Origin of the sequence: Campylobacter lari, from assembly GCF_900638335.1 — a bacterium.
Taxonomy (GTDB): Bacteria; Campylobacterota; Campylobacteria; order Campylobacterales; family Campylobacteraceae; genus Campylobacter_D; species Campylobacter_D lari_E.
On the sequence record NZ_LR134508.1, the window covers coordinates 1,163,452 to 1,190,076 of the forward strand.

Below are 26,625 nucleotides of genomic sequence, written 5' to 3' on the forward strand. Positions count from 1 at the left end.
CTTTAAACTTAGTTAATTTTGGTGTATTCTTTGATTTTTTCCAAAACCAAATCAATCACCCAATCAGGCGTAGAAGCACCCGCACTAATACCGCATTTTTTTTTACCATTAAACCACTCTTCTTGAATTTCTTTTTCATTTTCGATTAAATAACTATCTTCGCAGTAATTTTTTGCTATCAAAAAGAGCTGCTTAGTATTAGCTGAATTTTTTCCTCCAACTATTATCATCACATCGCTTTTTTTGGCAAGTTCATTAATTGCTTCTTGGTTTTTAAAAGTTGCATCACATATGGTATTAAAAACACGTACTTCCTTAACCCTAAGCATTAAAAAATTCACAATTTCCATAAATTTTTCTACTTTTTTTGTAGTTTGTGATACCACTGCAATTTTAGAAGGTAATTTAATATCGAGCAATTCTTTTTCATCAAGTATTACATAAGCCTTAGTACTTACATAACTTCTCACCCCTTTTACTTCAGGATGATTTTCATCTCCAAAAATCACAACTTCATAACCTTCATTACTCATTTGCTCACAAATTTTTTGAGGTTTAGTTACAAAAGGACAAGTTGCATCAAAAATTTCTATATCTTTTTGTTTTAAATTTTCTAAATCTTGCTTTGTAATACCATGAGTTCTGATGATGGCTTTTTTTTCCGTGCTTAATTCATTGATATCATTTAATGTTTTAACATTATAATTTTTCCAAAGTCTTGTGATTTCTTCATTATTATGAATTAAGGGACCTATAGTAGCTGCATCTTTAATCTGTTCAGCCTTTTTAATAGCTCTTTTTACCCCAAAACAAAATCCATAGCTTTTTGCTAGTTCAATCTCCAATTTTAGCTCCTATTTGATTTAAAATATCAATAAAATTTGGAAAAGAAGTTTTAATACATTCACTATCATCTACTTCCATTCCACATCTTAAACCTAAAATTAAAAAACTCATTGCAATTCTATGATCTCCAAAACTTTCTATTTTAGTACTTTTAGCTTCACCACCTTCTACTTCAAAACCATCCTCAAATTCTTTCACATTTAAGCCACATTTTTGCAAATTTAATACAATTGATTTGATTCTATCACTTTCTTTTACACGCAATTCTTTAGCATTTTTTATAGTGCTTTTTCCTTTTGCACAAGCAAAAGCTATGGCCAAAGCTGGAATTTCATCAATCAACCATGCGATATTTTCACTCACATTTACTGCCTTTAAAGGCGCACTTTCAACACAAATTTCTCCAATACTTTCAAAATCTTCATTAGTAATACTATAAGTGATTTTTACACCCATTTTTTCTAAAATTTTAAAAGCTTCAATACGTGTTTTGTTTAACAAAACATTTTTTAAAACTACTTTTGAATGAGGTAAAATACAAGCGGCTAAAGCAAAATAAAAGGCCGATGATGGATCATTTGGCACACACACCTCAAATGCTTTTAATTTTTCTTTTAAAGGATTTATTTTAATAAAAGTTTTTTCCTCATTTAAATATTCAATACAAGCTCCCATTTTATTAAGTATAATCTCGCTATGATCTCTTGAAAGCTCAATTTCTTTAAAATAACTATCTTTTTTAGCAAATAAAGCCGCTAAAATTAAAGCTGATTTTACCTGAGCTGAGGCAATGTTACTACTAAAGTCAAAACCATCCAACTTAGCTCCTTGTATACAAATAGGTGCTAAATTTGCATTAGCTCTTCCATAAATTTTAGCCCCTAAACTCATCAAAGGCTCACTCACGCGCTTCATCGGTCTAGCATTTAAATAACAATCCCCACTAAGTACAAAAATTTCATCTTCAATAGCACTTAAAAGACCTATTAAAAGTCTCATAGCTGTACCTGAATTTCCACAATCTAAAACACAATTTGGAGATTTTATATATTTTGGAGCTTTAATGCAAATTAATCCATCAATTTCTTCAACCCCCGCTCCCAAAGCTTGAATGATTGCTAGGGTATGTAAAGTATCTTGTGCTTTTAAATAATTTTTAATTTTGCAAGTTCCTTGAGTAAGCAAAGAAAAGATAGCAAAGCGATGAGATATAGACTTATCAGAAGCTATATCTTCAAGCTCTGCTGTAAAAGAACTAATAGGACTGATTTTCATCGAAGTTTTAAACCATGCTCATCATCTAAAGCTTTGATGATTTTATCAATATATTCAAGGATAATATTATCTTCTAAGGTTTTTTCAAAATCTCTAAATACTAAATTAATAGTCAAGCTATAAAAATCTCCTAAATTCTCATCTGTGTATAAATCTACCACTCTAAAACTTTCTAATCTTTCAATATCTAATTTAGCAATAGTGTGTTTGATTTTTTCATATTCAAAACCCTTAGGTATAACTATACTTAAATCCCTGCTCATAGATGGAAATTTAGAATAAGCTTTAGCAGTTTTAAAGTCTTGTTTTAAGCCTTCTAAATCAAGTTCACAAATATAAGTTTTAACCAAATCTCTTTCATTTTCTATACTCAAATGCACTCTACCTACAAAACCTATACGCTTGCCATTTTTATATACATTTGCTTGCTCATATGGACTTAAAAATGCATATTCTGATTTTTGCAAACTAAACTCGCCTATAATGCTTTTTAATTCTGCTAAAAAAGTATAAAAATCCACTAAAACAGGCTTGGCCTTATTTGTGATTTTAGCTTCTTCTTTGTAGCCACTAAAGATCATTGCAAATTTAGCATGCTCATTTGAAAACTCATCAAAAACACTACCACATTCAAAAAGTTTGATTTTCTTTTTTGAATTTCTTAGATTAAAGCTTGCTGCATTTAAAAGATGATTTATCAAAGTACTTCTTAAAGTATTAAGCTCATTGGTAATAGGATTGATAAGCTTATTTTTAATACATTTAAATCCTAATTGACTTAATTCTTCTTCATTATCTAAAACATAATGCACGCTTTCAAAATATCCATTGCTACTTGCTTTTAATCTTAAATTTTTAAGCTCTTGATAATCAAAATACACTTTATTTAAGCGATTTTTTTCTTTAAATTCTAAAGCTTTTGATGGGATATTATCAATGCCAATAATTCTTACTATCTCTTCACTAATATCAGCTATATTTGCTATATCACTACGATGAAGTGGGATTTTGATATTAAATTGCTCATCATTTATTACACTTATTTCAAAGCCTAATTTTTTAAGAATTTTTACTAAATTATTTTTATCTATAGGCATACCAATGATTTTATCAATCTCTGCACCAAAAATACCAATAATATTTGCTTCATTTTCTTTAAAAACTTGTTGACTTCCAGAAAAAACACTCATCGCGCTAATTTTCAAGCACTCATTAAATAAATACTCCATTCCCAAAGAAAGCTTAGGCTCACTACCTCTTAAAGAACGGTATATGGTGTCATTTTTCTTTTTATAAAAGGCTATTGCATTTGCTATAGTTTGAGGATGAGTATAACTTGCTTCTATAATGATGATTTTACTTTCATCATTGATTTTAAATTTATCTTCTTGCTCTATACCCGCTAAAGCAATTAATTCATCTTTGTAATAAACTCCATATTCTCCATGCTTTTGAGTTTTAATTTCTAAAACAATCTTTTCATCAATTTGACATTCTTTGCAAAGCTTATGAAAATCATAAGCACAAAAAATTACCCCACTTGCATGAGTCGCATAAGTTAAAAGATTTTCTATGTTATTATTTTTATACGCTTCAATCAAGGCAAGACGAATTTGTATCGTAATATTTAGCTTAAATTCTTCTTTAATCTCTAATGCTTTATAAACAAAAAACCCTTCAACATCACTTTGATTTTTAACACTTAGTATTCTTCCTATACCTACGCTATTTTCACTTTCTTTTAAAGGATTTAATTCTTTTAAATTTAAATCAAGTACTGCGCTTAAATCTCTAGCAACACCATATAAACTCAAACAATCCCCGCGATTTGGAGTAAGTTCTATTTCAATTAATTCATCATTAAATAAATCATATTCATTAAGAGCTTTTCCTAAAACTAACTCTCCCATACTTTCATCTAAAACCATAATGCCTTCATTGCTTTTTCCAAAACCAAGCTCACTAGAAGAGCAAATCATACCCACAGATTCAACCCCTCTAAGTTTAGCAGGTTTTATCTCAAGTCCATTTGGAAGTACTGCACCCACTAAAGATACAGCTACAAATTGATCTTTATTAACATTTTTTGCCCCACAAACAATCTGTAAAATTTCATTCCCAACATCTACTTTGCAAATATTTAATTTATCTGAATTTTCATGTTTAACTTTTTCTAAAACCTTACCTATTACAACTTTTTGAGGAGCTTTAACACTTTTGAAACTATCAACCTCTAATCCTATAGAATTTAAAGTCTTTACTATAGTTTGTGTTGATATTCCACTTAAATCAATCCATTCATTTAACCAATTTCTACTAATAATCATCTAAATTGCTCCAATAATCTTAAATCACCTTCAAACATAGAACGCAAATCAGGAATTTTGTGTAAAAGCATGGCAAAACGCTCCACACCCAAACCAAAAGCATAGCCACTTACATTTTTATAGCCAACAAATTTATAAACATTAGGATCAACAACACCACATCCTAAAACTTCAAGCCATCCTGTTTGCTTACAAACTCTACATCCACAACCTTTACAAAATACACAAGAAATATCTACCTCAGCAGATGGCTCTGTAAAAGGAAAAAAACTAGGCCTAAAACGCACTTTTACATCGCCAAACATATGTTTTAAAAAATGCTCTAGCATATCTTTTAAATTTGCAAAATTCACCTTATCGCCTTCTTCTACCACAAGTCCTTCTACTTGATGAAACATAGGCGTATGCGTAATATCAAAATCTCTTCTAAAAACTGCACCTGGTGCTATCATTCTAATAGGTGGTTTTTGAGATAACATAGTTCTAATTTGAACTGGAGAAGTTTGGGATCTAAGCAAGGTTTTATCTTCAAAATAAAAAGTATCTTGCATATCTCTTGCAGGGTGATTTTGCGGTAAATTTAATGCTTCAAAATTATGAAAATCATCCTCAATCAAAGGCCCTTTTTCTATGCTGAAATTTAAAGCTGTAAAATATTCTATGATTTTATCCATAGTTTGCATAATCGGGTGTAAAGCACCTGCATTTGAAGTTTCATCAAAAAAGCTAAAATCTTGCACATCTTGTTTCATTTTTTCATTTAAAGCTTTTTCTTCTAATTCTTTTAATTTTATTTGATAAGCTTCATTAAATTCATCTCTTGCTTTATTTAAACCATTAGCAAATTCTTTTTTTTCTTCACCTTGCAAATCTTTTAACTTTGCAAATTCTAAAGTCAAAATACCTTTTTTTCCCAAAACATTTACTTTTATATTTTCAAGTTCTGCTAAAGTATCTGCAGAAGCAATTTTTTCTATCATATCTTGCAATTTTAGCTCCAACTAAATTTTTTTTAAACATTCTAATGTAAAATTATTTAAAATTAGCAAAAATAATAAAAAAAGGACTACCAAATGAGAGAAAAAACTGTATTTGAACTAATAGTAGAAGGAAAAATTCCTGCTAATAAAGTTTTAGAAAGTGAAAAATTTTTAGCCTTTCATGATATCAACCCTAAAGCACCTATACATATTTTAATCATTCCAAAAGAACATTTTAAAAACTTTCAAGAATTAAGACCTGAGTTAATGAGCGAAATGACACAATTTATCCAAGAATTAGCCACTCTTTTAGGACTTGATAAAAGTGGGTATAGATTAATCACAAATTGTGGAAAAAATAGTGGACAAGAAGTTTTTCATTTACATTTTCATATGTTAGGTGGATTTGAGCTTCCAAAAAATAAAGAAACCCAAATTAACCCTGAATCACTATTCTAAAAAGAGCTTAACTCTTTTTAGATAGCAGGACCAGCTAATTTAAATTCTGCTCCTTCTTTCACATCTTCATAGCGTTTGAAATTTTCTATGAACATTTTAGCAAGCTTTAATTTGGTTTCTTCGTAAGCTTTTTTATTCTCCCAAGTATTAATAGGATTTAATAGCTTACTTTCTACACCTGCTAATTCTTTTGGAACTGCAAGATTAAATAAATCATAGTTTTCAAACTCACAATTTTGTATGCTACCATCTAAAATTGCATTAATGCAAGCTCTAGTAGCTTTAATACTCATTCTCTTGCCTACACCATAAGCTCCACCGCTCCAACCGGTATTGACTAGATAAACATTAACATTATGCTTGCTGATTTTTTCACCCAAAAGTTTTGCATAAACAGTTGGGTGTAATGGTAAAAATACTTCCCCAAAACAAGCTGAAAAAGTCGCAACAGGCTCAGTAATACCTCTTTCGGTTCCTGCTACTTTAGCAGTATAACCACTTAGAAAATAATACATTGCTTGTTCTTTACTAAGTTTACTAACTGGAGGTAAAACACCAAAAGCATCCGCTGAAAGGAAAATGATATTACTAGGATGACCTGCACTAAGGCTTGATTCGTGATTTAAAATATGTTCTATCGGGTAAGAAACTCTAGTATTTTCAGTTTTAGAACCATCATTAAAATCAACACTTAAATCATCTTTTAAAACTACATTTTCTAAAAGTGCATTTTGCTTTATAGCTCCATAAATTTCTGGCTCACTTTGAGGGTCAAGATTGATACATTTTGCATAACAACCTCCTTCAAAATTAAACACACCCTCATCATCCCAACCATGCTCATCATCGCCTATTAATTTTCTTTTTGGATCGGTTGAAAGAGTGGTTTTGCCTGTACCGCTAAGCCCAAAAAAAAGTGCCACATCGCCATTTTCTCCAACATTAGCACTACAATGCATAGAAAGTTTATTTTCTAGTGGAAGCCAATAATTCATCATAGAAAAAATTCCTTTTTTCATCTCTCCACCATACCAAGTTCCACCAATTACTGCTATATTTTTTTCTATGTTAAAAATGACAAAAACCTCTGAATTTAAACCATCTTTTTCATAGTCTTCATTTACACATTTACAAGCATTATACACCACAAAATCAGGTTTAAATTCACTAAGCTCTTCTTCTTTTGGACGAATAAACATATTTTTTACAAAATGCGCTTGCCAAGCAATTTGTGTTACAAAACGCACAGCTTTACGACTTTTCAACGAAGCACCGCAATATGCATCTTGGATATAAATATCACTATTACTAAGTTGCTTTTTAGCTTTTGCTAAAAGTTTTTCAAATAATTCCTCGCTAATAGGCTGATTAATCTTACCCCAAGCAATATATTTTTGCGAAGGATCTTGTTTTACAAAATATTTATCCTTAGGGCTTCTTCCGGTAAAAATTCCCGTATCCACACTAAAGGTACCATTTTTAGTACATACACCTTCATTATTGTTTTTTTCGTGTTTTAAAAGCTCATCATAACTAAGATTATGAAAAACTTGTCCGATATTTTCTAAACCTAAATTTTCTAAACCTATCATTTTTGCCTCCTTATTTATAAGTCATTAAAGCCTGGCCTTCACTTACACTCTCACCAGCATTTACTAAAAGTTCTGCAATCTTTCCATCTTTACTTGCACTAACTTCAATCTCCATTTTCATAGCTTCAAGTACAGCTACAACTTGCCCTGCTTTTACACTATCATTTTCTTTGACTAAAATTTTAAATACATTTGCATTCATACTCGCAACGATGGCATTAGCACTATCATCTACTTGTGCCTTTTTCACTTCTGTTTTGTCTGAATTTACCTTGACAGCACTTTTAACATTAACATCTCTATCAAAACCTGCACTTACTTCCACATGGTATTTATTACCATTAACTGAAACAGTAAATTGATTTTCATTAACAAGACTTGGTTTTAATTTGCTATTTTTTCTAACATTAACCTTAGCTTCGCCTTTTAAGAAAGCTATGCCTTTTTCTTTACAAGCTGCAACAATAAAAATATTTTCTTCACTTGTTTCTAAATTTTCTTTTTCCAATAATTTTTTAATATAAGCTATACTTTTACTCTCATCTGCATCAGCAATGTCTGTTGCTAATTTTGTAGTTGGTTCTAATTTTAATTGCTCGCTTGCAAGCTTAATTACCTCAAGATCTGGAGCAACAGGAGTTTTTCCAAAATATCCTAAAACCATTTTTCCATATCCATCTGCAATTTTTTTCCAAGGTCCAAACATTACATTATTAAAAGCTTGTTGAAAATAAAACTGCGATACAGGAGTAACCGAGGTACCGTAGCCACCTTTTTCTACCACTTCTTGCATAGCTTTTATAACTTGAGGAAATTTATCTAAAATATTGTTATCTCTCATCATTTGTGTATTAGCAGTTAGTGCTCCACCTGGCATAGGCGAAAAAGGTATTAAAGGATTTACCGCTGTTGCTTCAGGCGGCAAGAAATAATCTTTTAAACAATCTCTTAGCACTTCTTCATATTTTAAAATTTTTTCTTCATCCAAACCAAGATCAAAATTACTTCCTTTTAAAGCATGAAGCATGGTTAAAATGTCAGGTTGGGAAGTACCACCACTAACAGGAGCTGCAGCTAAATCTATACCATCAACACCTGCTTCTAAAGCTGCTAAATAGCATGCTATACTCACCCCTGCAGTTTCATGCGTATGTAATCTTATATGCATATTTTCAGGCAAGTTTTTTCTAGCCATTTTAATAATTTCATAAATTTTATTTGGATTTGAAGTTCCACTTGCATCTTTAAAACAAATACTATCAAAAGGAATTTGAGCTTGTAGAATTTCTTTTAAAATTCTTTCATAAAATGGTACATCATGAGCACCTTTACATTTTGGAGGTAAATCCATTAAAGTAATGGTAATTTCATGTTTTAAACCATGCTTAACTATACATTCTCCACTAAATTTTAAATTATTTACATCATTTAATGCATCAAAATTTCTTATGGTGGTTGTGCTATGTTTTGCAAACATTTTTGCATGTAAATCGATAATTTCTTTACTACCTGTATCAAGTGCTACGGTATTAACCCCTCTTGCAAGAGTTTGTAAATTTGCTTCTTTTCCAACAATGGCTCTAAATTTATCCATCATTTCAAAGGCATTTTCGTTTAAATAAAAAAATAGGCTTTGAAACCTAGCTCCACCGCCAAATTCAAAGTGTTTAATGTCTGCTTCTTTAGCTGCTTCTAAAGCAGGTAAAAAGTCATTCATTAAAACTCTAGCACCATAAACAGATTGAAAACCATCTCTAAATGTGGTGTCCATTACATCAATTAACTTTTTAGCCATAATTTTTCCTTATTTTTACATCTTTGCAATTATAACTCTACTTTCTTAAAAAATAAATTTATAAAATTTGATTTAACATAATGATAATAATTGCAATAGGTGCAACAAATCTGAGTAAAAAATACCATATTTCAAAAATACTTTTACTCATAAATTTAGAAAACAAATTATAGATTTTTATTTTATCTGCAAAAAATCCTACAAAAATAGCACTAGCAATAGCTCCAAGCGGGAGCATAAAATTAGAAGTTAATTTATCCAAAATATCAAAAAAACTTAGACCAAAAAAGCTAAAACTAGCCCCATAACTAGCACTAAAAGATAAAATACAACTCATTCCTAAAAGAAAAACCACAAAACCTATAAAAACCAAAGCCTTTTTTCTTGAAATTTTATATTCATTCACAAGATAAAAAGTAAAAGGTTCTATCATAGAAACTGCTGAAGTAATTCCTGCAAAAAATAAAGCCAAGAAAAAATAAAAGGCTAAAAAATGCCCAAAGATAGCACCTAAGTTAGAAAATAAAGTTGTTAAAGATATAAATACAAGTCCAGCACCTTCTGCGGGATTAGCATTAAATTTAAATATAAAAGTAAAAACAATAAGTCCCATCATTAAGCCTATACTGATATTTAAAAGCACAATTATAATTGAACTTGTAATTAAATTTGTGTCATCTTTTAATGAAGCTGCATAAGTGGTAATGCAACCTATACCCAAACATAAAGTAAAAAAAGCAAGACCCAAGGCCGTTAAAACCGAATTCAAACTAAGCTTGGTAAAATCAGGATAAAACAAATAAACAAAAGCTTCCTTAAAACCATCTTGAAAAAAACAATATACTAGCATTAAAACAAGCATAATAAATAAACTTGGCATAATCCAAACATTAAGTTTTTCTATGCCACTTTTAACCCCCCTTGAAACAACAAATAAAGTAAGAAAAAAAGCAATTAAAAAATATAAACTACTTTCTAAAATACTATTTTGTATTAAATTTCCAAATAAAGCTCCAGCTTCTTGGGTATTGCTAGGTAGATAATAAATAGAAGTTATCATGTATTTTAAAACCCAGCCCATAATAACAAGATAAAAAGATAATACAAAAATTCCACCGAGCATAAAAAATCCAGCAAATTTCCATTTTTGAGCATATTTAGTTGCCAAGCTTTTATAAGCATTAACAGGATCACTTTGACTTAATCTTCCCATAGCAATTTCAGCCAAAAATACACAAAATCCCACACTAATAGTCAAAAGCAAATATAAAAGCACAAAGGCAAAGCCTCCATTTTGGCCTACTAAAGTTGGAAATTTCCAAGCATTTCCAAGTCCTATAGCTCCGCCTGCAACAGCTAATACAAAACCTATTTTAGAAAATTTATCATTCATATTAATGCCTTAGAAAAAAAGCTGTCTAGCCATGATTAAAATCACTGCTAGTGGAGAAATATATCTTAAAAAGATATACCAAATCTCAAAATATATCCCGCGCATAAATGGTTGAAATAAAATTTGTAAAGCTTCTTTTTTAAGCACAAAACCCACAAAAAATGCTGTAATTAAAGCAGAAATTGGCATTAATAAATTTTGTATGAAAAAGTCTAAAATATCAAAAAAACTTTTTCCAAAGAAATTTAAACTTGGCGCACTTACATGATAAAAAGAAAGTATAGATAAACTTCCAATAAAATAAACAATCACACCTACAAAAATCAAAGCTTTTTTTCTTGAAATTTGATAACGATTTATAAGATAAAAAGTAAAAGGTTCTATCATGGAAATAGCCGAAGTAATTCCTGCAAAAAATAAAGCTATAAAAAAAGCTATAGCTAAAACATTTCCGAAAAATCCTAATTTTGCAAAAAGTGTAGTTAGTGATATAAATATAAGCCCTGGACCTTGTTGGGTAGGATCAGCTCCAAATTCAAATATAAAAGTAAATACAATAAGCCCCATCATTAAGCCAATGATAGTATTAATAATAATAATATTTAAAGCGCTACTTATAAAATTTGTTTTATCGGGCAAGCTTGCTGCATAAGTTAAAATCACACAAACACCCAAAGACATACTAAAAAATGCAAGCCCTAGCGCATCTAATATAGAATTAACACTTAATTTTGAAAAATCAGGCACAAACAAAAACTCACTCGCTTTAGAAAAACCATCCATGCTAAAAGAATATCCAAGCATTAAAATAAGTAGTATAAATAAACTTGGCATCATCCAAACATTGAGTTTTTCTATACCACTTTTAACACCTTTTGATACTACATAAAAAATCACTATAAATACAAAAGTAAAACATATAAATTGAGATAAAACATCATTAGAAAGTAAATTTCCAAAAATAGCGCCTGCTTCATTTGTATCTTTAGGTAGTTCAAAAAACCCAAAATAAGCATATTTTGCTATCCAACCTATAACAACACTATAAAAAGACACTAAAATAATAGCACCAAGCATAAAAAATCCCGCAAATGACCAAGCTTTTTTGTTCTTTGGTGCTAAAGTATGATAAGCATTTACAGGATCTTTTTCACTAAGTTTTCCTATGCTAAGTTCGGCTAAAAATATCACAAAAGCCACACCTAAGGTTAAAAGCAAATACACCACTACAAAAGCTGATCCGCCATTATTACCTACTAAAGTTGGAAATTTCCAAGCATTTCCAAGCCCAACAGCTGAACCTGCTACTGCTAATACAAAACCTATTTTAGAAAATTTTTCATTCATCTTTTAACCTTAAAAAAATAATTGTTTTACCATGATTAAAATCACCGCTAAAGGCGAAATATATCTTACAAAAAAATACCAACACTCAAAGTATTTACCCCTCATATAAGGATAAAATAAAGTTTGTAAAGCTTCTTTTTTAAGCACAAAACCTACAAAGATTGCACCGAATAATCCACCCAAAGGCATCATTAAATTTGAAGCTACAAAATCTAATATATCAAAAAAGCTTTTTCCAAAAAACTCTAAAGAATCTTTACTCCACTCAATCCCTGATAAAATACATAAACTTCCTAAAAAATATACAATGAAAGCTATAAAAATCAAAGCTTTTTTTCTTGTAAAATTATAAGAATTGATTAAGTAAAAAGTTAAAGGTTCTATCATGGAAACTGCTGAAGTAATCCCTGCAAAAAACAATGCAATGAAAAAAGCTACAGCTAAAATATTTCCTAAAGGTAAAAAACCGATTGGATCAATATTTGAAAACAAACTCATTAAAGATACAAAAATCAAACCTGGGCCTTGTTGAGCCGGATCTCCATTAAATTCAAATATAAAAGTAAATACAATAAGTCCCATCATGATACCAATGATTATGTTGATAATTATGATATTAATAGTACTTGTAATGAAATTTGTTTTATCCGATAAACTTGCAGAATAAGTTATAATCGAACCCACTCCAATAGACAAAGAAAAACAAGCAAGTCCTAATGCACTCAAAAAAGCCCCTACGCTAAGCTTAGAAAAGTCCGGAGAAAATAAAAACTCACTCGCTTTAGAAAAACCATCCATGCTAAAAGAATATCCAAGCATTAAAATAAGTAGTATAAATAAACTTGGCATCATCCAAACATTGAGTTTTTCTATACCACTTTTAACACCTTTTGATACTACATAAAAAATCACTATAAATACAAAAGTAAAACATATAAATTGAGATAAAACATCATTAGAAAGTAAATTTCCAAAAATAGCACCACTTTCTTCTATGCTTTTTGGTAAAGGAAAAAATCCAAAATAGGCATATTTAACAATCCATCCTATAATCACACTATAAAAAGAAACAATCAAAATAGCGCCTATTAAAGAAAAACCAACTATAGACCAAGCTCTTTTATACTTTGGTGCTAAGGTATAATAAGCATTCACTGGGTCTTTTTCACTAAGTTTTCCTATACTAAGTTCTGCTAAAAATATTACAAAACCTACACCTAAAGTCAAAAATAAATACAAAAGCACAAATGCTGAGCCTCCATTTTGTCCTACCAAAGTTGGGAATTTCCAAGCATTTCCAAGCCCAACAGCTGAACCTGCCACTGCTAATACAAAACCTATTTTAGAAAATTTTTCATTCATAAAAATAACCTTAAAATTTATAAAACTATAAAAAATTTTTAATGTAGCTAAAAAAAACTTTAATTTGTTTTAAAATAGATGTATTAATTTAAATTTCAATAATTTTAAAGCTATATTGATATATAATTTGGCTTTTATAAATCGCGAGTAGGGATACGCAATCCGAAAGGATTTAAATTTTTACAAGGAATAACTATGAAAAAAATCGTATTTTTGATGCTAGCTTTAAGTGGTTTTGCATTTGCAGCTGAAGGTTCTATGAACCAATGGTTAGCTTCTTTTTCTATCTTAGCAGCAGGCTTAGGACTTGGTGTTGCAGCTTTGGGTGGAGCTATCGGTATGGGTAACACTGCAGCAGCAACTATAGCAGGTACTGCTAGAAACCCTGGTCTTGGTGGTAAATTAATGACTACTATGTTTATTGCTTTGGCGATGATTGAAGCTCAAGTTATTTATGCACTTGTTATTGCTCTTATTGCTCTTTATGCTAATCCATTCCAAGCATTAGTAGCAGCTTGATTATAAAAGCCCTTTTAGGGCTTTATGCGGTTATGGTGGAATTGGTAGACACGCCATCTTGAGGGGGTGGTGCGCTCAGCGTGTGCGAGTTCAAATCTCGCTAACCGCACCATTTAAGGAATTTAAAAAATGGTTTTTTATCTCTTAATTAGTGCAATAGCTTTTTTGATTCTTTTTTTTGCTATTAAAAAATATACATTAAAATTAGATGAGCAAGCTTTACTTGAACCTATAAAAAATAATATTTACCCGGAATTTTGTGATCTCATTAATGAAGAAATAAGAAATATAAAAAATAATCTTTTGCAAAACACTTTTACACTGCAAAATGAAAATTACAAAGATATTTTTTTGGAAAATTTAAGCGACATGAGTAGAAAAATTAATCATATTCAAACTATGAATCTGAGTAAAAAAAGTAACGCATTATGGGAAGAAACTCTTTTTGATTTTTTAAAAGAACTTGAAAATCTTAATAAAAAATATCTAAATGATAGTGAAAAAATAAACGATAAAATAAGAAATTCTTTACATAAGAAATTCTCTAATTTAACAAAAAACTAATATAATTAAATTATTTATTTTAAAAAAAAGTTATATAATTATAAATTAAGTACTATAAAAATAACTAAGGAGTTATTGTGTTTACAAGTAAGAAAAAATTCAATGAACAAATTACTCAATTAGAGCAATCTAATCAAGCTTTTCAGGATATACTAAATGCTATCAGCAAAACTATGGCTATGATAGAATTTCAAACGGATGGGACTATTATTAGTGCTAATGAAAATTTTCTAAAAACCATGAATTACTCTCTAGATGAAATCAAAGGAAAGCATCATAGTATGTTTTGCTTGCCCGAAGTTGTAAAATCACAGCGTTATGTTGATTTTTGGAAAGATTTAAAAAGTGGTAAATCAAGAAATGGTCTTTTTAGACGTATTGCAAAAGGTGGAAAAGATATTTATCTTGAAGCTAATTATCTACCAATTATTAATCAAAATAATGAAGTATATAAAGTTATTAAATTTGCTAACGATATCACTCAAAGACACTATGAAATGCTTGATTTAAAAAATACCATAGATGCCGCTAATCGTTCTATGGCTATTATTGAATTTAACCCTTATGGAGAAATTCTAAATGCAAATGAAAACTTTACTCAAACCATGGGTTATTCGCTTAGTGAAATTAAAGGAAAACATCATAGTATGTTCTGTGAAGAAAAATTTAGAAATTCAAAAGAATATACAATTTTCTGGGAAGAGCTAAGAAGTGGTAAATTTCAATCAGGAAAATTCATACGATTTGGTAAAAACAATAAATTAATTCACCTTGAGGCAAGTTACAATCCTATCAAAAATGATGATGGCGAAATTTATAAGGTTATTAAATTTGCAACAGATATCACAGACCAAATAGTTAGAGATGAAGAGAAATTAAAACTCATCAGTGAATTAGCAGAACAAAATGATAATTTAACTCAAGAAGGTGATAGTGTTATAGAAAATACAGTTCAAAATATTCAAGGCATTGCTGATATGATGAACAATAGCAGCAATCTTGTATCATCATTAAATGAGCAATCAGAGGAAATAAAAAACATTATTCAAACCATTAGCGATATAGCAGATCAAACAAATCTTTTAGCGCTAAATGCAGCTATAGAAGCAGCTCGTGCAGGTGAACATGGTAGGGGATTTGCTGTGGTTGCTGATGAAGTTAGAAATCTAGCTGAAAGAACTGGACATTCAGTGAATGAAATCACAACTACGATCAATTCTATTAGAAATGTAACAGCTGAAGTAGTACAAAGTATCAAAGATGGCTTAAGTGGCGTAAATCAAAGTGTAGATTTAGCCAAAGAAGCTAGAGAGTGTATGGAAAAAATTAGAAATAGCTCTGCTCAAGTAGCACAAGCTATGCAAAATAAATAAAAGTTTTTAGCTTAAATGCTAAAAACTTTTCCTGCTATAAAGCTTTTTTCTACCTTGCCTTGCAAGATATCATTTATATATAAACCTTCTCCATTAAAAGAATAATTTTCATCAAACACAACCAAATCAGCATCAAAACCAGATTCTATTTTTCCTTTATTTAATCCTAAAAATTGCGCTTGATTATAACTTGTAAAATCACATAATTCTTTCCAAGTTAAAACATTTTCTTTTATTAAATACGTAAAGCATAAACTCATATACATAGCTATGGCATTAACTCCAAAATCTGCTTCATCAAAAGCTAGATCTTTTTTGCTAGGTGTATGTAATGATGTTAAAAAAGTAATCTTTCCTTTTTGAAGCATTTTTATAAGATATGAAAGTTCATTTTTGGATCTTAAAGGAGGTAGAATTTTTGCATAAGTATTAAAATTTTCACAAGAATTTTCATCTTTAATTAAATGGTGGATTGAAATTTCACTTTGATAATTCTCTAAAAGTTCAAAAGATTTTATAACACCTAAAGCACCAAAACAAGCATTATTTCCATAAAATTCTACTAACTCTTTCATTTTTGCTACTTCACTAGTTTCAGCTATATCACTAATTCCTATAAGTCCTAATTCAAAGCTCATCTTACTATCATTCATAACCCCATGGTCATCAAAACTCTCATCAAAGCATTTTAAGAATATAGGGCTTGACTTCATACTAGCATATTGCATACACTGTCTTAAATAATTTGCACCTAAAGTACTCGTAAGCTCTAAACCTTTTGCACCCATATCAATTAAGGTAGCAATATTTTTTAATTTTCCTATTTTATCTAATACATTAATAGTAGGTAAAACATTAATATCTAAAGATTTTAATTTATCATAATAAAGCGCATAGCCTTGAGTGTTAGCTTCTAAACTATCTTTTAAAACAATAGTCCCCACTCCACCTTTTAAACATGCTTTTTCAAGATTATATAATTTATCTATACTAAATTCATTATCAAGTAAACTAACATTTAAATCAATAAACGAAGGAAGTAAAGTCTTACCTTCTATATCAACAATATGCTCATCATCATTTAAATCATTAGCAATTTGAGTGATTTTTCCATCTTCTATTTTAAGATCAAGCTTTTGCTCACCATAAATTTTTGCATTTTTGATAATCATGATATTTCCTCCTTTGATGACATCAAATCTTTCAAAGATTCCCAAGCATTCTTACCCTCTAGCATTAAGACTACTTCGTTAACAATCGGGGTATAAATTTGAAATTGTTTTGATAAAGAATGTATAGCATAAGCAGTTTGCACTCCTTCAGCTACCTCGCCAAGTTCCATTAAAATATCTTTTATATTTTTACCACTAGCCAAACTTAAACCTACTCTATAATTTCTTGATAGATTGCTTGAAGCTGTTAAAAATAAATCTCCGGCCCCACTAAGTCCTAAAAAAGTTTCTTCTTTAGCGTTAAAAAATTGCCCAAAACGGTGCATTTCAACTAAGCCTCTTGAAACCAAAGAAGCTCTTGCATTATTACCTAAATTTAAACCATCGCAAACTCCACTTGCAATTGCTAAAACATTCTTATATGCACCACAAATCTCAACACCTTTAACATCAGAACTTGTATAAGTTTTAATATAATTTGGAAAAAAACTTGCAAATTGATTGCAAAGTGCTTGATTTTTACCGCTAACAACCAAAGCACAAGGTTTTTTTTCTAGCACTTCACTTGCAAAAGAAGGACCACTTAAAAAACAAAGTCTATCACTACTTATAAACTCGCTAAAAACCTCATCCATAAATTTTAAACTTTTACAATCAATGCCCTTAGAAGCTACAAGAATTTTTTGATTTAAATCTTTAAAATTATTTGCAAGCCACTCATGTATTCCTTGAGCATATAAAGCAAAAACTAAATATTCATATTCTAAAGCTTCTTTGGTGCTAACAAAATAAGAAAGATCTTTTTCATGAAAAGAAGTTATCACGCATTCATTTTTAACACTCAATGCATCATATAAAGCACTTCCCCATTTTCCTGCACCAACAACTGCTATTTTCATATTTAACCAAGTTTTGCTTTTAAAATTTCATTTACCTTAGCAGGATTAAATGCACCTTTACCTGCTTTCATTGCTTGACCAACAAAGAAACCAAAAAGTTTGTCTTTACCACTTTTATATTCAGTCACTTTATCTTCATTGTTTGCTAAAATTTCATCAATAATCTTTTCAATAGCGCCATCATCGCTTACTTGTTTTAAACCAAGTTTTTCAATAGTATCATCAATTTCAACTTCTGTATTTTCAAACACATAAGCTAAAATATCCTTACCTGCTTTAGCACTAATAACACCTTCTTCTATGCGTTTGATTAAAATAGCTAATTTTTCTTGTTTTACAGGTGAGTTTTCTATGGTCAATTCGCCTTTTAAAAGCCCCATTAACTCAGTCGTAAGCCAAGTAACACAAAGTTTTGGGTTTAATTTTTGATTTATTAGATACTCAAAATATCTACAAAGCTCTAATGAAGAAACAATCACTTCACTATCACTTTCTTTAATACCTAATTCACTAACAAATCTAGCTTTTTTCTCATCAGGAAGTTCTGGTATATCTTGACTTAGCATTTCATCATCTAAAATTACAGGTAAAAGATCAGGATCAGGGAAATATCTATATTCAGCAGAATCTTCTTTACCTCTCATACTTCTAGTAACTAAATTAACCGTATCAAATAATCTTGTCTCCTGTACAACTTCTTGGTCGTATTTTCCATCTTCCCAAGCTTCACTTTGGCGTTTTACTTCATACTCAATCGCCTTTTGGATAAAACGGAATGAATTTAAGTTTTTAATCTCCACTCTAGTATAAAGCTTATCATCACCCTTTGGACGAATACTAACATTAGCGTCACACCTAAAACTACCTTCTTGCATATTTGCATCTGAAATATCTAAAAATCTTATAATAGAATGTAACTTTTTCAAATAAGCCACTGCCTCATCAGAGCTTCTAAGTTCAGGTTCACTAACAATTTCAAGCAAAGGTGTACCTGCTCTATTTAAATCTACTTTTGAAAAATTACTCTCATGTATATTTTTCCCTGCATCTTCTTCTAAATGAGCTCTAGTAATACCTATACGTTTATTTTCTCCATTTACATTGATAAATAACTCACCATTTTCTACTATAGGAATATCAAATTGCGAAATTTGATAAGCTTTTGGCAAATCAGGATAAAAATAATTTTTTCTATTAAAAATACTTTTTTTATTTATAGTTGCATTAACTGCTTTTCCAAATGCTATAGCTTTTCTCACTGCTTCTTGATTTAATACAGGCAAAGCGCCTGGTAAAGCTAAACATGTTGGACATACATTAGTATTTGATTTTTCTCCAAAAGAAGTTGCACATGAGCAAAAGATTTTTGTTTTTGTATTTAATTGTGCATGAACTTCAAGTCCTATAACAACTTCAAACATTAAAATTTTCCTTAGAATTTTTTGATTATTCTAGCGTTTTTTATTTCAAAAAGAGTTTAAAAAAGAATAAAAGAGGAATATTAAAAAAGAAAAAAGCAAAAAAATATTTTTTGCTTTTTATAAATTAATGATGTTCATCAACTACAGTCGCACCTGCTAAATAAACATAAGTTAAAATCATAAAAATAAAAGATTGCAAAAATGCCATAAAAGTTAAAAGCATATAAGCAGGTAGTGGTGCAACCCAAGGCACAAGAGCTAAAATAACTGCTAAGAATAAATCATCTCCTTTAATATTACCAAATAAACGGAAAGATAAAGAAATAACTCTTGAAAAATGAGAAACCACTTCTATAGGAAACATTAAAGGCGCTAGAATTTTCACAGGTCCCATGAAATGTGCAAAATACTTAAAAAATCCTTGAGTTCTAATGCCTTCAAAATGATAATATACAAATACTATAATAGCCAAAGTTGCACTAAAATTTAAACTAGCACTTGGAGCTTCAAAACCTGGGATAATTCCTATAATATTACTAAAAAACACAATAAAACCTATAGTTGCAACCAAAGGTAAATATTTTCTAGCAGCCTCATCACTACCCATGGTATCTCTACCCATGCTTAAAATGCCTTCCATATAAGCTTCAGCTAAATTCTGACTACCTCTTGGGACAATTTGCATGGATCTTGTAGCAAGTTTTGCTAAAATCAAAGAAATCACAACCACTATACCCAAATGAAAAAAGTATGCAAAAGTGTGACTAGAATCTATAAAAGAACTAAATAAAAATAAATCTTTCATTAAAAATCCTTAGCAGAATAAATATTTCAAAGCTAATATTATAAAAAAAAATTGCTTATATTTTAATGAAAATTCATTTTATTAGCGCAAAAATATCCACCCAAAATCGCACCTGTAAAACCACCACCAGGAAATATAAAAGCATTAGCAAAATATAAATTTTCTATACTTTTGCTTTTATAATGTAATCTATATTTAATCCCTTCTTGATCTTGAGAAAATCCATAAATTGCACCCTCATAAGCTTTAGTATATCTTTGTATAGTTTTTGGAGTGGCTAATTCTTGATGGATTAAGTGTGAACTTAAATTTGGAAAAATCTCATCTAGTCTTTGTATTATAGCTTTTAACACTTCTTCTTTTTTAGTTTTATAATCTTGCTTATTTAAATCCCACTCACTATAATTTGAACTAAAAGCTACAACACCTATATATTTATTGCTAGCTAGGCCACTATCAATCTTAGAATAATTCACAAAAGCCATAGGTCTTTTTTTGATATCTAGTTTCAAAATATTAGTATTTTCATATGAACTATTTAAAAAATCATCTTCAAATATAAAATTACAATAATCCATATTTTCATAAATTTTAGAAATATCTTTATCATAAATAAAATAAGCACTTACCAAAGAACAAGCACGCTTTTTAGATTCTATTGTTTTAATTTCTTGGGTTAAATTTAAATCTTTAAGCAAGTCTTTATATACGATTAAAGGATCACAATTTGCAATGATATTTTGTGCATGGATGGTGTATTTTTTATTGTTTTGGATATATTCTACTCCATAAGCTTTTTGATCTTTTGTGAGTATTTTAATAACTTCAGCCTTAGCTAAAACCTGCCCTTGATTTTCTTTGATAACCTCAGCCAAAGCATCACTTAAAGCTTGCGAACCACCTTTAATATATACTCCGCCATCATAATAATGTTTTTGCGCCATAGCATGATAAGAAAAAATAAATTCTTTACTATCATGATGATAATAACTCATATTTGCATTTAAAATCTTTTTTAGCTTATCATTTTTAATATAAGCATTTAAAACATCATAAACTTTTTTATTAAACAATCTATTTTTAATAAATATCCAAGAAGTGCTAAATGGAAATAATAATAATTCACTTAATTTTAAATCCCAAGGAAATCTTCGAATAGCATAAGCTTGTAATCTTATAGCTTTAAAATACTTATTTATACCTTTAGTTTCTTTTGGAAATTCTTTTTTCAAAATCTCTTTTACTTTTTCTATACCATGAGGCAAAGTTAGATTATAATTTTTACTTTTAATACTCCAAGCACTTGGTAAAGGTAAAATTTCAATTTTATTTTTTATGCCAAGTTTTTCAAAAACCAAATGCTTCATGTCAGTTTTTGCTTCACCCCAATCCATCTCATGAAGCCCCGCATCAATCAAAGCGCCTTTTCTTTTAAAGCAAGTAGCACAACCACCTATTAAAGAATGCTGTTCTAAGACTAAAACACTTTTTTTATCTTTAGCTAAAAAAGCACCTGCACTTAAGCCTCCAAGACCTGAACCTATAATAATTACATCAAATTCTACATCCACTCTAAAACCTCACGCAACTCCTTGGCAACAAAACATTTTAAACCGAGATCTTCCATAGGTTTAACCGGCACTATGACATTTTTGAATTTTTGCATTTTAGCTTCTTTTAAACGCACATCAAGCGAAAATACTTCTTTGATCTCACCATTCAAACTAAGCTCACCGACAAAAACACTATCTTTGCTTAAAGGACGGTTTTTAAAACTTGAAATAATCGCTGCAACCACAGCTAAATCTGCCGCAGTTTCACTGATTTTCACCCCGCCACTTACATTAACAAAAACATCATAATGCCCCAAAGGAATTTCAAGCTTTCTCTCAAGTAAAGCTATGAGCATATCTAAACGATTTTTTTCATAGCCTGTTGCACTACGTTTTGGATAAACACTCTCACAAACTAAGGCTTGAATTTCTAGCACTAAAGCTCTGCTTCCTTCCATCACTACACTTAAAGCACTACCACTTACTGCCTTACCACGCGTAAAAAATCTATTAGCTATATCTTTAGCGCTAATTAAACCCTTAGAAGTCATTTCAAAAATACCAACTTCAGAAATATTTCCAAAACGATTTTTAAAACCTCTTAAAATTCTTATTTCTTTATTGGTATCACCTTCAAAATAAAGCACTACATCTACCATATGCTCTAAAATTCTAGGTCCAGCTATAGCCCCATCTTTAGTAATATGACCTATGATGAAAGTGCTAATATTATTAGCCTTAGAATAGCGCATTAACTCAAAAGTAATTTCTCTAACTTGAGTGATACTACCTGCTGCTGAAGTAATTTTATTAGAATATAAAGTTTGAATAGAATCAATAATTAAAATTTCATAATCTTTTTTAGAAAGCTCGCTTAAAATATCTTCCAAACAAAGCTCAGTAAGTAAAAATAAATTCTCACAATTTGCATTCAAGCGATCTGCACGCAGTTTGATTTGAGATTTACTTTCCTCTCCACTTACATAAAGTACTTTTTTACCACTTTTAGCTAAATTTGAAGCAATTTTTAATAAAAGTGTGGATTTTCCAACTCCAGGTGAACCCCCAATTAACACCAAAGAACCCACAACAAGCCCGCCACCTAAAACTAAATCAAGCTCATCATCATCAGTGCTAATGCGTGCGAAATTTTCTGCTATAACATCATTGATACACACTGCAGAACTTGGAGTGTTTGAGAGTGAATTTAACTCTTTTAAAACCTTAATTTGTTCTTGCTTTAACTCAACAAAACTATCCCAAGAACCACATTCAGGACATTTGCCTAGCCATTTACTTTGCTGATTTCCACAAGCTTGACATTCAAATAAAATATGTTTTTTAGCCATAAGTTATGCAAAAATCTCTTCAACTAAAGTTTTAACATATTCATTAGGGTTAAACTCATGAATTTGTCCTAGTTGTTCCCCTACTCCTACATATAAAATAGGAAGTTCAAGCTCTCTTGCTATGCTAAATAAAGCTCCACCTTTGGCAGTTCCATCAAGTTTTGTGATAATCACTCCATCTAGTTTTACTAAATCATTAAAAGCTTTTGCTTGTAAAATTCCTGCTACACCTTGAGTACCATCAAGCACAAGGATTTTTCTATGAGGAGCTCCTTGCATGGCTTTATTGCTTATGCGAACGATTTTTTCAAGCTCATTAGCAAGATTTTTTTGATTTTGCAAGCGTCCTGCTGTATCCAAAATAACCCTATCATAGTTTTTTGCTAAAGCTTTAGAAATAGCATCATAAGCAACTGCCGAAGGATCGTGTCCTTGTGAAGTAGCTATGATATCTATATCTAATTTTTGCGCCCATAATTTTAACTGCTCTATAGCTCCTGCCCTAAAAGTATCACAAGCTCCAAGTATAACTTTTTCACCATTTTCTTTATACAAATGCGCCATTTTAGCAATGCTTGTAGTCTTACCTACCCCATTTACACCTAAAATCAAATCCACAAAAGGCTTGGTATTAGCAAGCTCTGGTCTATCATAAATAAAATAAGTCCCCATAACACGCTCTAAGTCAGCCTTTTTAACCTCATCATTTGGAGGAAGATAATAAATAATCTCTTCAACTATTTCATACGCCACATCAGCTTCTAAAAGCATTTCTTCAAGCAAATCTTTAGTAATGATTTTATTTGAAGCCTTAACTAAATGAATACTTTCTAAGGTTTTTTTCAAACCATTTTTTAAAAATCCAAACATTACATTATCGCTTTTTGTATATCTATATCTAACATTTCTTCAGGGATTACCCCTAAATACTCTTTAATCTTTTCGCCTTTTGCATTAAATAATACCATTGTTGGAATAGAACTGACATTTAAAATCTTGGAAAAAACAAAATTATTCCCCCCTATAGCCACTGGAAATTTCATTTTTTCATCTTCTATAAAAGTTAATATTTCTTGTTCTTTATTTTCTTCTAAAAAAAGCGCTATTACTTCAAATTTGTCTTGATATTTTTTATTTAGATTATTTAAATGTGGAATTTGAGCCTTACAAGGTGCACACCAACTTGTAAAAAAAACAAACAACTTAGCTTTGGCTGTATCATCAAAATTGAATGCTTGCTCATGATATTTCACATACATTTTTCTACCATCTAAAAATTTCAAAGTAAAATCAGTGTTTTCACTTTGAGTCAAACTTGCATTATTTGTATTTTCAGCACTAGAATTTTCTTTATCGCTCGAGCATGAAATAAAAAATATCGCGATAAAAATTACTAAAAAAATTTTAAATTTCAATTCTTATCCTTATAATTTTTTAAGCTTAAAAGTATAACATAAAAAGTTAAAAACTTTAAGGAAAGCCTTGATAAAAAACAATTTTAGAATAAAACAAAAATCCAAAATGTATTTAAAATTAAAGTATCAATACAAAAGGGATTTTTTAGTTTTTCAAGAAATAATGAAAATTCTAAATTTATGCAAAAATTGCAAAAATATCCTCATATATATCCCTTTAAAATATGAAATTAATCTTTATAAATTCAGACATTTTTTAACAAAAAAATATCAAATTTTCGTCCCGTTTATGCAAGATAAAAGTTTAAAGGTAGTAAAATTAAGATTAGCTCTTGAAAAAAAGAGCTTTGGGGTATATGAACCAAAAGATTCTTTTTTGCAAACTCACATTGATGTTGCGATTATCCCTGTAATAGGTGTAGATGCAAAATTAGGAAGAATCGGTCATGGTCAGGGTTTTTACGATAGGTTTTTTGAAAGCATTTCTTATAAAAAACCTTTGGTTATTTTTACACAAATGATAGATGCAAAATCTGATCAATTTTTTAGCCAAGATCATGATATAAAAGGAAATTTTTATATAAACCCTTATAAAAAATACTTTAGGAAAGTTAAAAACAATGATAGAAATATTAGTCGCATTAATAGCCGTTTTTATAGGCGGAGGGATTGGGTATATAGTCGCCAAAAAGATTAATGATGCAAATTTCAATATCTTTTTAGAGCAAGCAAAAGCAAAAGCAAAAGCCATTGAATATGAAGCTGAACTAACACTTAAAGATGCTAAAAATTCAGTTACTGAAGCTGAATTTGCGGCAAAGAAAAAATTTGATGAAAAAATTCAAAAACTACAAAAAGAGCATTCTATTAAACTAGAAGAGCTTAATAAAAAAGAACAAAACCTTCATTATCAAGAAAAACTTCATGAGGAAAATAAAAACAAATTAGCAAAAGAGCAACAAGCTATAAAAGCTTTACATGAGGAAAATGAAAATTTAAAACAAAACTATGAAGCAAAGCTTAGTGAGGTATTAAAAATACTTGAACATTCAGCTGGTCTTACACAAGAAGAAGCAAAAAATATAGTTTTACAAAAAATAGAAGAAAACTCAAGAGCTGAGATTGCTCATATTGTTAGAAAATACGAAGAAGAAGCTAGAAATGAAGCAAAAAGAAAGGCTAATTTTATTTTAGCGCAGGCTACTTCAAGATTTGCAGGGGAATTTGCCGCTGAAAGATTAATCAATGTAGTAAATATCAAAAATGATGAGCTAAAAGGTCGTATTATAGGTAAAGAAGGAAGAAATGTTAAAACCTTAGAGATGGTTTTAGGTGTTGATATTATCATCGATGATACGCCTGGGGCAATTATAGTAAGTTGTTTTAATCTATATAGACGCGCCATTGCTACAAAAGTGATTGAACTTTTAGTTGAAGATGGCAGAATACAACCTGCAAAAATAGAAGAAATTCATGAAAAAGTTTGCAAAGAATTTGAAGATAATATCTTAGAAGAAGGTCAAACTATAGTAATGGATTTAGGACTTAATAATATCCATCCTGAAATTGTTAAATTAATAGGAAAATTAAGATATAGAGCAAGTTATGGCCAAAATGCTTTAGCGCATTCTTTAGAAGTGGCACATTTAGCTGGAATCATAGCAGCTGAGTGTGGCGGGGATGAAAAACTAGCAAGAAGAGCTGGGATTTTACACGATATAGGCAAGGCTTTAACGCATGAATTTGAAGGTTCTCACGTAGATTTAGGAGCTGAACTTTGCAAAAGATATAAAGAACATCCTGTTGTGATTAATGCAATTTATGCTCATCATGGGCATGAAGAAGCTATTAGCATAGAATCAGCTGCAGTTTGTACAGCAGATACACTAAGCGCTGCGCGTCCTGGTGCAAGACGTGAGGTTTTAGAAGCCTTCTTAAAAAGAGTGAGTGAGCTTGAAGATATAGCAAAGAGCAAAGAAGGGGTTAAAAAAGCTTATGCTATTAATGCTGGTAGGGAGATTAGAGTTATTGTTAATGCAAAATTAGTCAATGATGATGAATCTGTGCTTTTAGCTAAAGAAATAGCTGAAGAAATTCAAGAAAAAGTACAATATCCTGGTGAAATAAAAGTCAATGTCATCAGAGAACTTAGAGCTATTGATTTTGCAAGATAAGGTTT

General features: G+C 30.1%; 22 protein-coding genes, 1 tRNA gene and 2 pseudogenes. 8 read left to right on the plus strand and 17 right to left on the minus strand.

The genetic code is table 11. From position 1 onward, the window contains the following. Positions 1–8: 8 nt before the first annotated feature. Genes EL235_RS05970 through pheS form a run of 4 tightly spaced genes read right to left on the minus strand, consistent with a single transcriptional unit; the run spans position 9 to position 5,437 of the window. Positions 9–845 (minus strand): 4-hydroxy-3-methylbut-2-enyl diphosphate reductase, encoded by an 837-nt coding sequence (locus EL235_RS05970; protein ID WP_126341014.1) that lies wholly within the window; start codon positions 843–845, stop codon positions 9–11. After that, entirely contained in the window at positions 835–2,121 is a 1,287-nt protein-coding gene (gene aroA, locus EL235_RS05975) for a 3-phosphoshikimate 1-carboxyvinyltransferase (protein ID WP_126341015.1), read from the minus strand. The genes EL235_RS05970 and aroA overlap by 11 nt, the downstream gene beginning before the upstream one ends. Further along, positions 2,118–4,448 carry a phenylalanine--tRNA ligase subunit beta gene (gene pheT, locus EL235_RS05980; RefSeq protein WP_126341016.1) on the minus strand — a complete coding sequence of 777 codons (2,331 nt, stop codon included), beginning with the start codon at positions 4,446–4,448 and terminating at the stop codon, positions 2,118–2,120. The genes aroA and pheT overlap by 4 nt, the downstream gene beginning before the upstream one ends. After that, on the minus strand, positions 4,445–5,437 hold the full coding sequence (gene pheS, locus EL235_RS05985) for a phenylalanine--tRNA ligase subunit alpha (RefSeq protein WP_126341017.1): 993 nt from the start codon (positions 5,435–5,437) through the stop codon (positions 4,445–4,447). The genes pheT and pheS overlap by 4 nt, the downstream gene beginning before the upstream one ends. Positions 5,438–5,521: 84 nt before the next feature. Here pheS and EL235_RS05990 point away from each other — a divergent pair, with 84 nt between their 5' ends. Beyond that, positions 5,522–5,887 carry a histidine triad nucleotide-binding protein gene (locus EL235_RS05990; protein WP_114640543.1) on the plus strand — a complete coding sequence of 122 codons (366 nt, stop codon included), beginning with the start codon at positions 5,522–5,524 and terminating at the stop codon, positions 5,885–5,887. Positions 5,888–5,904: 17 nt separating this feature from the next. On the opposite strand, the gene pckA is transcribed toward EL235_RS05990, so the two are convergent. The 5 genes from pckA to EL235_RS06015 are packed head-to-tail and all read right to left on the minus strand — an operon-like array spanning position 5,905 to position 13,376. Next, entirely contained in the window at positions 5,905–7,479 is a 1,575-nt protein-coding gene (gene pckA, locus EL235_RS05995; protein WP_126341018.1) for a phosphoenolpyruvate carboxykinase (ATP), read from the minus strand. Positions 7,480–7,489: 10 nt separating this feature from the next. Beyond that, positions 7,490–9,274 carry a biotin/lipoyl-containing protein gene (locus tag EL235_RS06000; RefSeq protein ID WP_126341019.1) on the minus strand — a complete coding sequence of 595 codons (1,785 nt, stop codon included), beginning with the start codon at positions 9,272–9,274 and terminating at the stop codon, positions 7,490–7,492. Positions 9,275–9,332: 58 nt separating this feature from the next. After that, the gene (locus EL235_RS06005; protein ID WP_126341020.1) at positions 9,333–10,667 is read right to left on the minus strand and encodes a sodium-dependent transporter; all 1,335 of its coding nucleotides are present in this window, start codon (positions 10,665–10,667) and stop codon (positions 9,333–9,335) included. A 9-nt stretch (positions 10,668–10,676) separates the two neighbouring features. Further along, complete coding sequence (locus EL235_RS06010) at positions 10,677–12,014, minus strand: sodium-dependent transporter (protein WP_126341021.1); 1,338 nt, start codon at positions 12,012–12,014, stop codon at positions 10,677–10,679. 9 nt (positions 12,015–12,023) lie between these two features. Next, positions 12,024–13,376, minus strand: coding sequence for a sodium-dependent transporter (locus EL235_RS06015; RefSeq protein WP_126341022.1), 1,353 nt, complete (start codon positions 13,374–13,376; stop codon positions 12,024–12,026). A 195-nt stretch (positions 13,377–13,571) separates the two neighbouring features. On the opposite strand from EL235_RS06015, the gene EL235_RS06020 reads away from it, so the two are divergent. The 5 genes and pseudogenes from EL235_RS06020 to cetZ (EL235_RS08120) all read left to right on the plus strand — a co-directional run. Continuing rightward, entirely contained in the window at positions 13,572–13,895 is a 324-nt protein-coding gene (locus tag EL235_RS06020; protein WP_012661906.1) for a F0F1 ATP synthase subunit C, read from the plus strand. A gap of 26 nt (positions 13,896–13,921) precedes the next feature. Continuing rightward, positions 13,922–14,007, plus strand: a tRNA-Leu gene (locus EL235_RS06025). Positions 14,008–14,024: 17 nt separating this feature from the next. Next, a complete protein-coding gene (locus tag EL235_RS06030; RefSeq protein ID WP_114640548.1) occupies positions 14,025–14,459 on the plus strand; it encodes a hypothetical protein in 435 nt (144 codons plus the stop codon). 179 nt (positions 14,460–14,638) lie between these two features. Beyond that, positions 14,639–15,304 (plus strand): annotated as a pseudogene (gene cetZ / locus EL235_RS08115) (energy taxis response protein CetZ); the annotation flags it as partial. Between the two features lie 102 nt (positions 15,305–15,406). Next, positions 15,407–15,832, plus strand: a pseudogene (gene cetZ / locus EL235_RS08120) (energy taxis response protein CetZ); the annotation flags it as partial. Positions 15,833–15,843: 11 nt separating this feature from the next. Here the strand turns inward: cetZ (EL235_RS08120) and EL235_RS06040 are convergent. The 8 genes from EL235_RS06040 to EL235_RS06075 form a co-directional block, all read right to left on the minus strand. After that, a complete protein-coding gene (locus EL235_RS06040; protein WP_126341023.1) occupies positions 15,844–17,004 on the minus strand; it encodes a metal-dependent hydrolase in 1,161 nt (386 codons plus the stop codon). Further along, complete coding sequence (locus EL235_RS06045; RefSeq protein WP_039626823.1) at positions 17,001–17,903, minus strand: NAD(P)H-dependent glycerol-3-phosphate dehydrogenase; 903 nt, start codon at positions 17,901–17,903, stop codon at positions 17,001–17,003. Before EL235_RS06045 ends, EL235_RS06040 begins: the two co-directional genes overlap by 4 nt. Before the next feature lie 2 nt (positions 17,904–17,905). Next, the gene (gene gatB / locus EL235_RS06050; protein WP_126341024.1) at positions 17,906–19,324 is read right to left on the minus strand and encodes an Asp-tRNA(Asn)/Glu-tRNA(Gln) amidotransferase subunit GatB; all 1,419 of its coding nucleotides are present in this window, start codon (positions 19,322–19,324) and stop codon (positions 17,906–17,908) included. A 124-nt stretch (positions 19,325–19,448) separates the two neighbouring features. Then, complete coding sequence (locus tag EL235_RS06055) at positions 19,449–20,129, minus strand: F0F1 ATP synthase subunit A (RefSeq protein WP_114640552.1); 681 nt, start codon at positions 20,127–20,129, stop codon at positions 19,449–19,451. Positions 20,130–20,191: 62 nt separating this feature from the next. Further along, positions 20,192–21,700, minus strand: coding sequence for a phytoene desaturase family protein (locus EL235_RS06060; RefSeq protein ID WP_126341025.1), 1,509 nt, complete (start codon positions 21,698–21,700; stop codon positions 20,192–20,194). Beyond that, positions 21,691–23,031 carry a DNA repair protein RadA gene (gene radA / locus EL235_RS06065; RefSeq protein WP_126341026.1) on the minus strand — a complete coding sequence of 447 codons (1,341 nt, stop codon included), beginning with the start codon at positions 23,029–23,031 and terminating at the stop codon, positions 21,691–21,693. Before radA ends, EL235_RS06060 begins: the two co-directional genes overlap by 10 nt. A 3-nt stretch (positions 23,032–23,034) precedes the next feature. Next, the gene (ftsY, locus tag EL235_RS06070) at positions 23,035–23,901 is read right to left on the minus strand and encodes a signal recognition particle-docking protein FtsY (protein ID WP_126341027.1); all 867 of its coding nucleotides are present in this window, start codon (positions 23,899–23,901) and stop codon (positions 23,035–23,037) included. After that, on the minus strand, positions 23,901–24,446 hold the full coding sequence (locus tag EL235_RS06075; protein WP_126341028.1) for a TlpA family protein disulfide reductase: 546 nt from the start codon (positions 24,444–24,446) through the stop codon (positions 23,901–23,903). The genes ftsY and EL235_RS06075 overlap by 1 nt, the downstream gene beginning before the upstream one ends. Before the next feature lie 67 nt (positions 24,447–24,513). Here EL235_RS06075 and EL235_RS06080 point away from each other — a divergent pair, with 67 nt between their 5' ends. Together EL235_RS06080 and rny are read left to right on the plus strand one after the other, a co-directional pair. After that, a complete protein-coding gene (locus EL235_RS06080; protein ID WP_126341029.1) occupies positions 24,514–25,143 on the plus strand; it encodes a 5-formyltetrahydrofolate cyclo-ligase in 630 nt (209 codons plus the stop codon). Further along, positions 25,067–26,620 carry a ribonuclease Y gene (gene rny, locus EL235_RS06085; RefSeq protein WP_039626834.1) on the plus strand — a complete coding sequence of 518 codons (1,554 nt, stop codon included), beginning with the start codon at positions 25,067–25,069 and terminating at the stop codon, positions 26,618–26,620. The genes EL235_RS06080 and rny overlap by 77 nt, the downstream gene beginning before the upstream one ends. Positions 26,621–26,625: the final 5 nt, after the last annotated feature.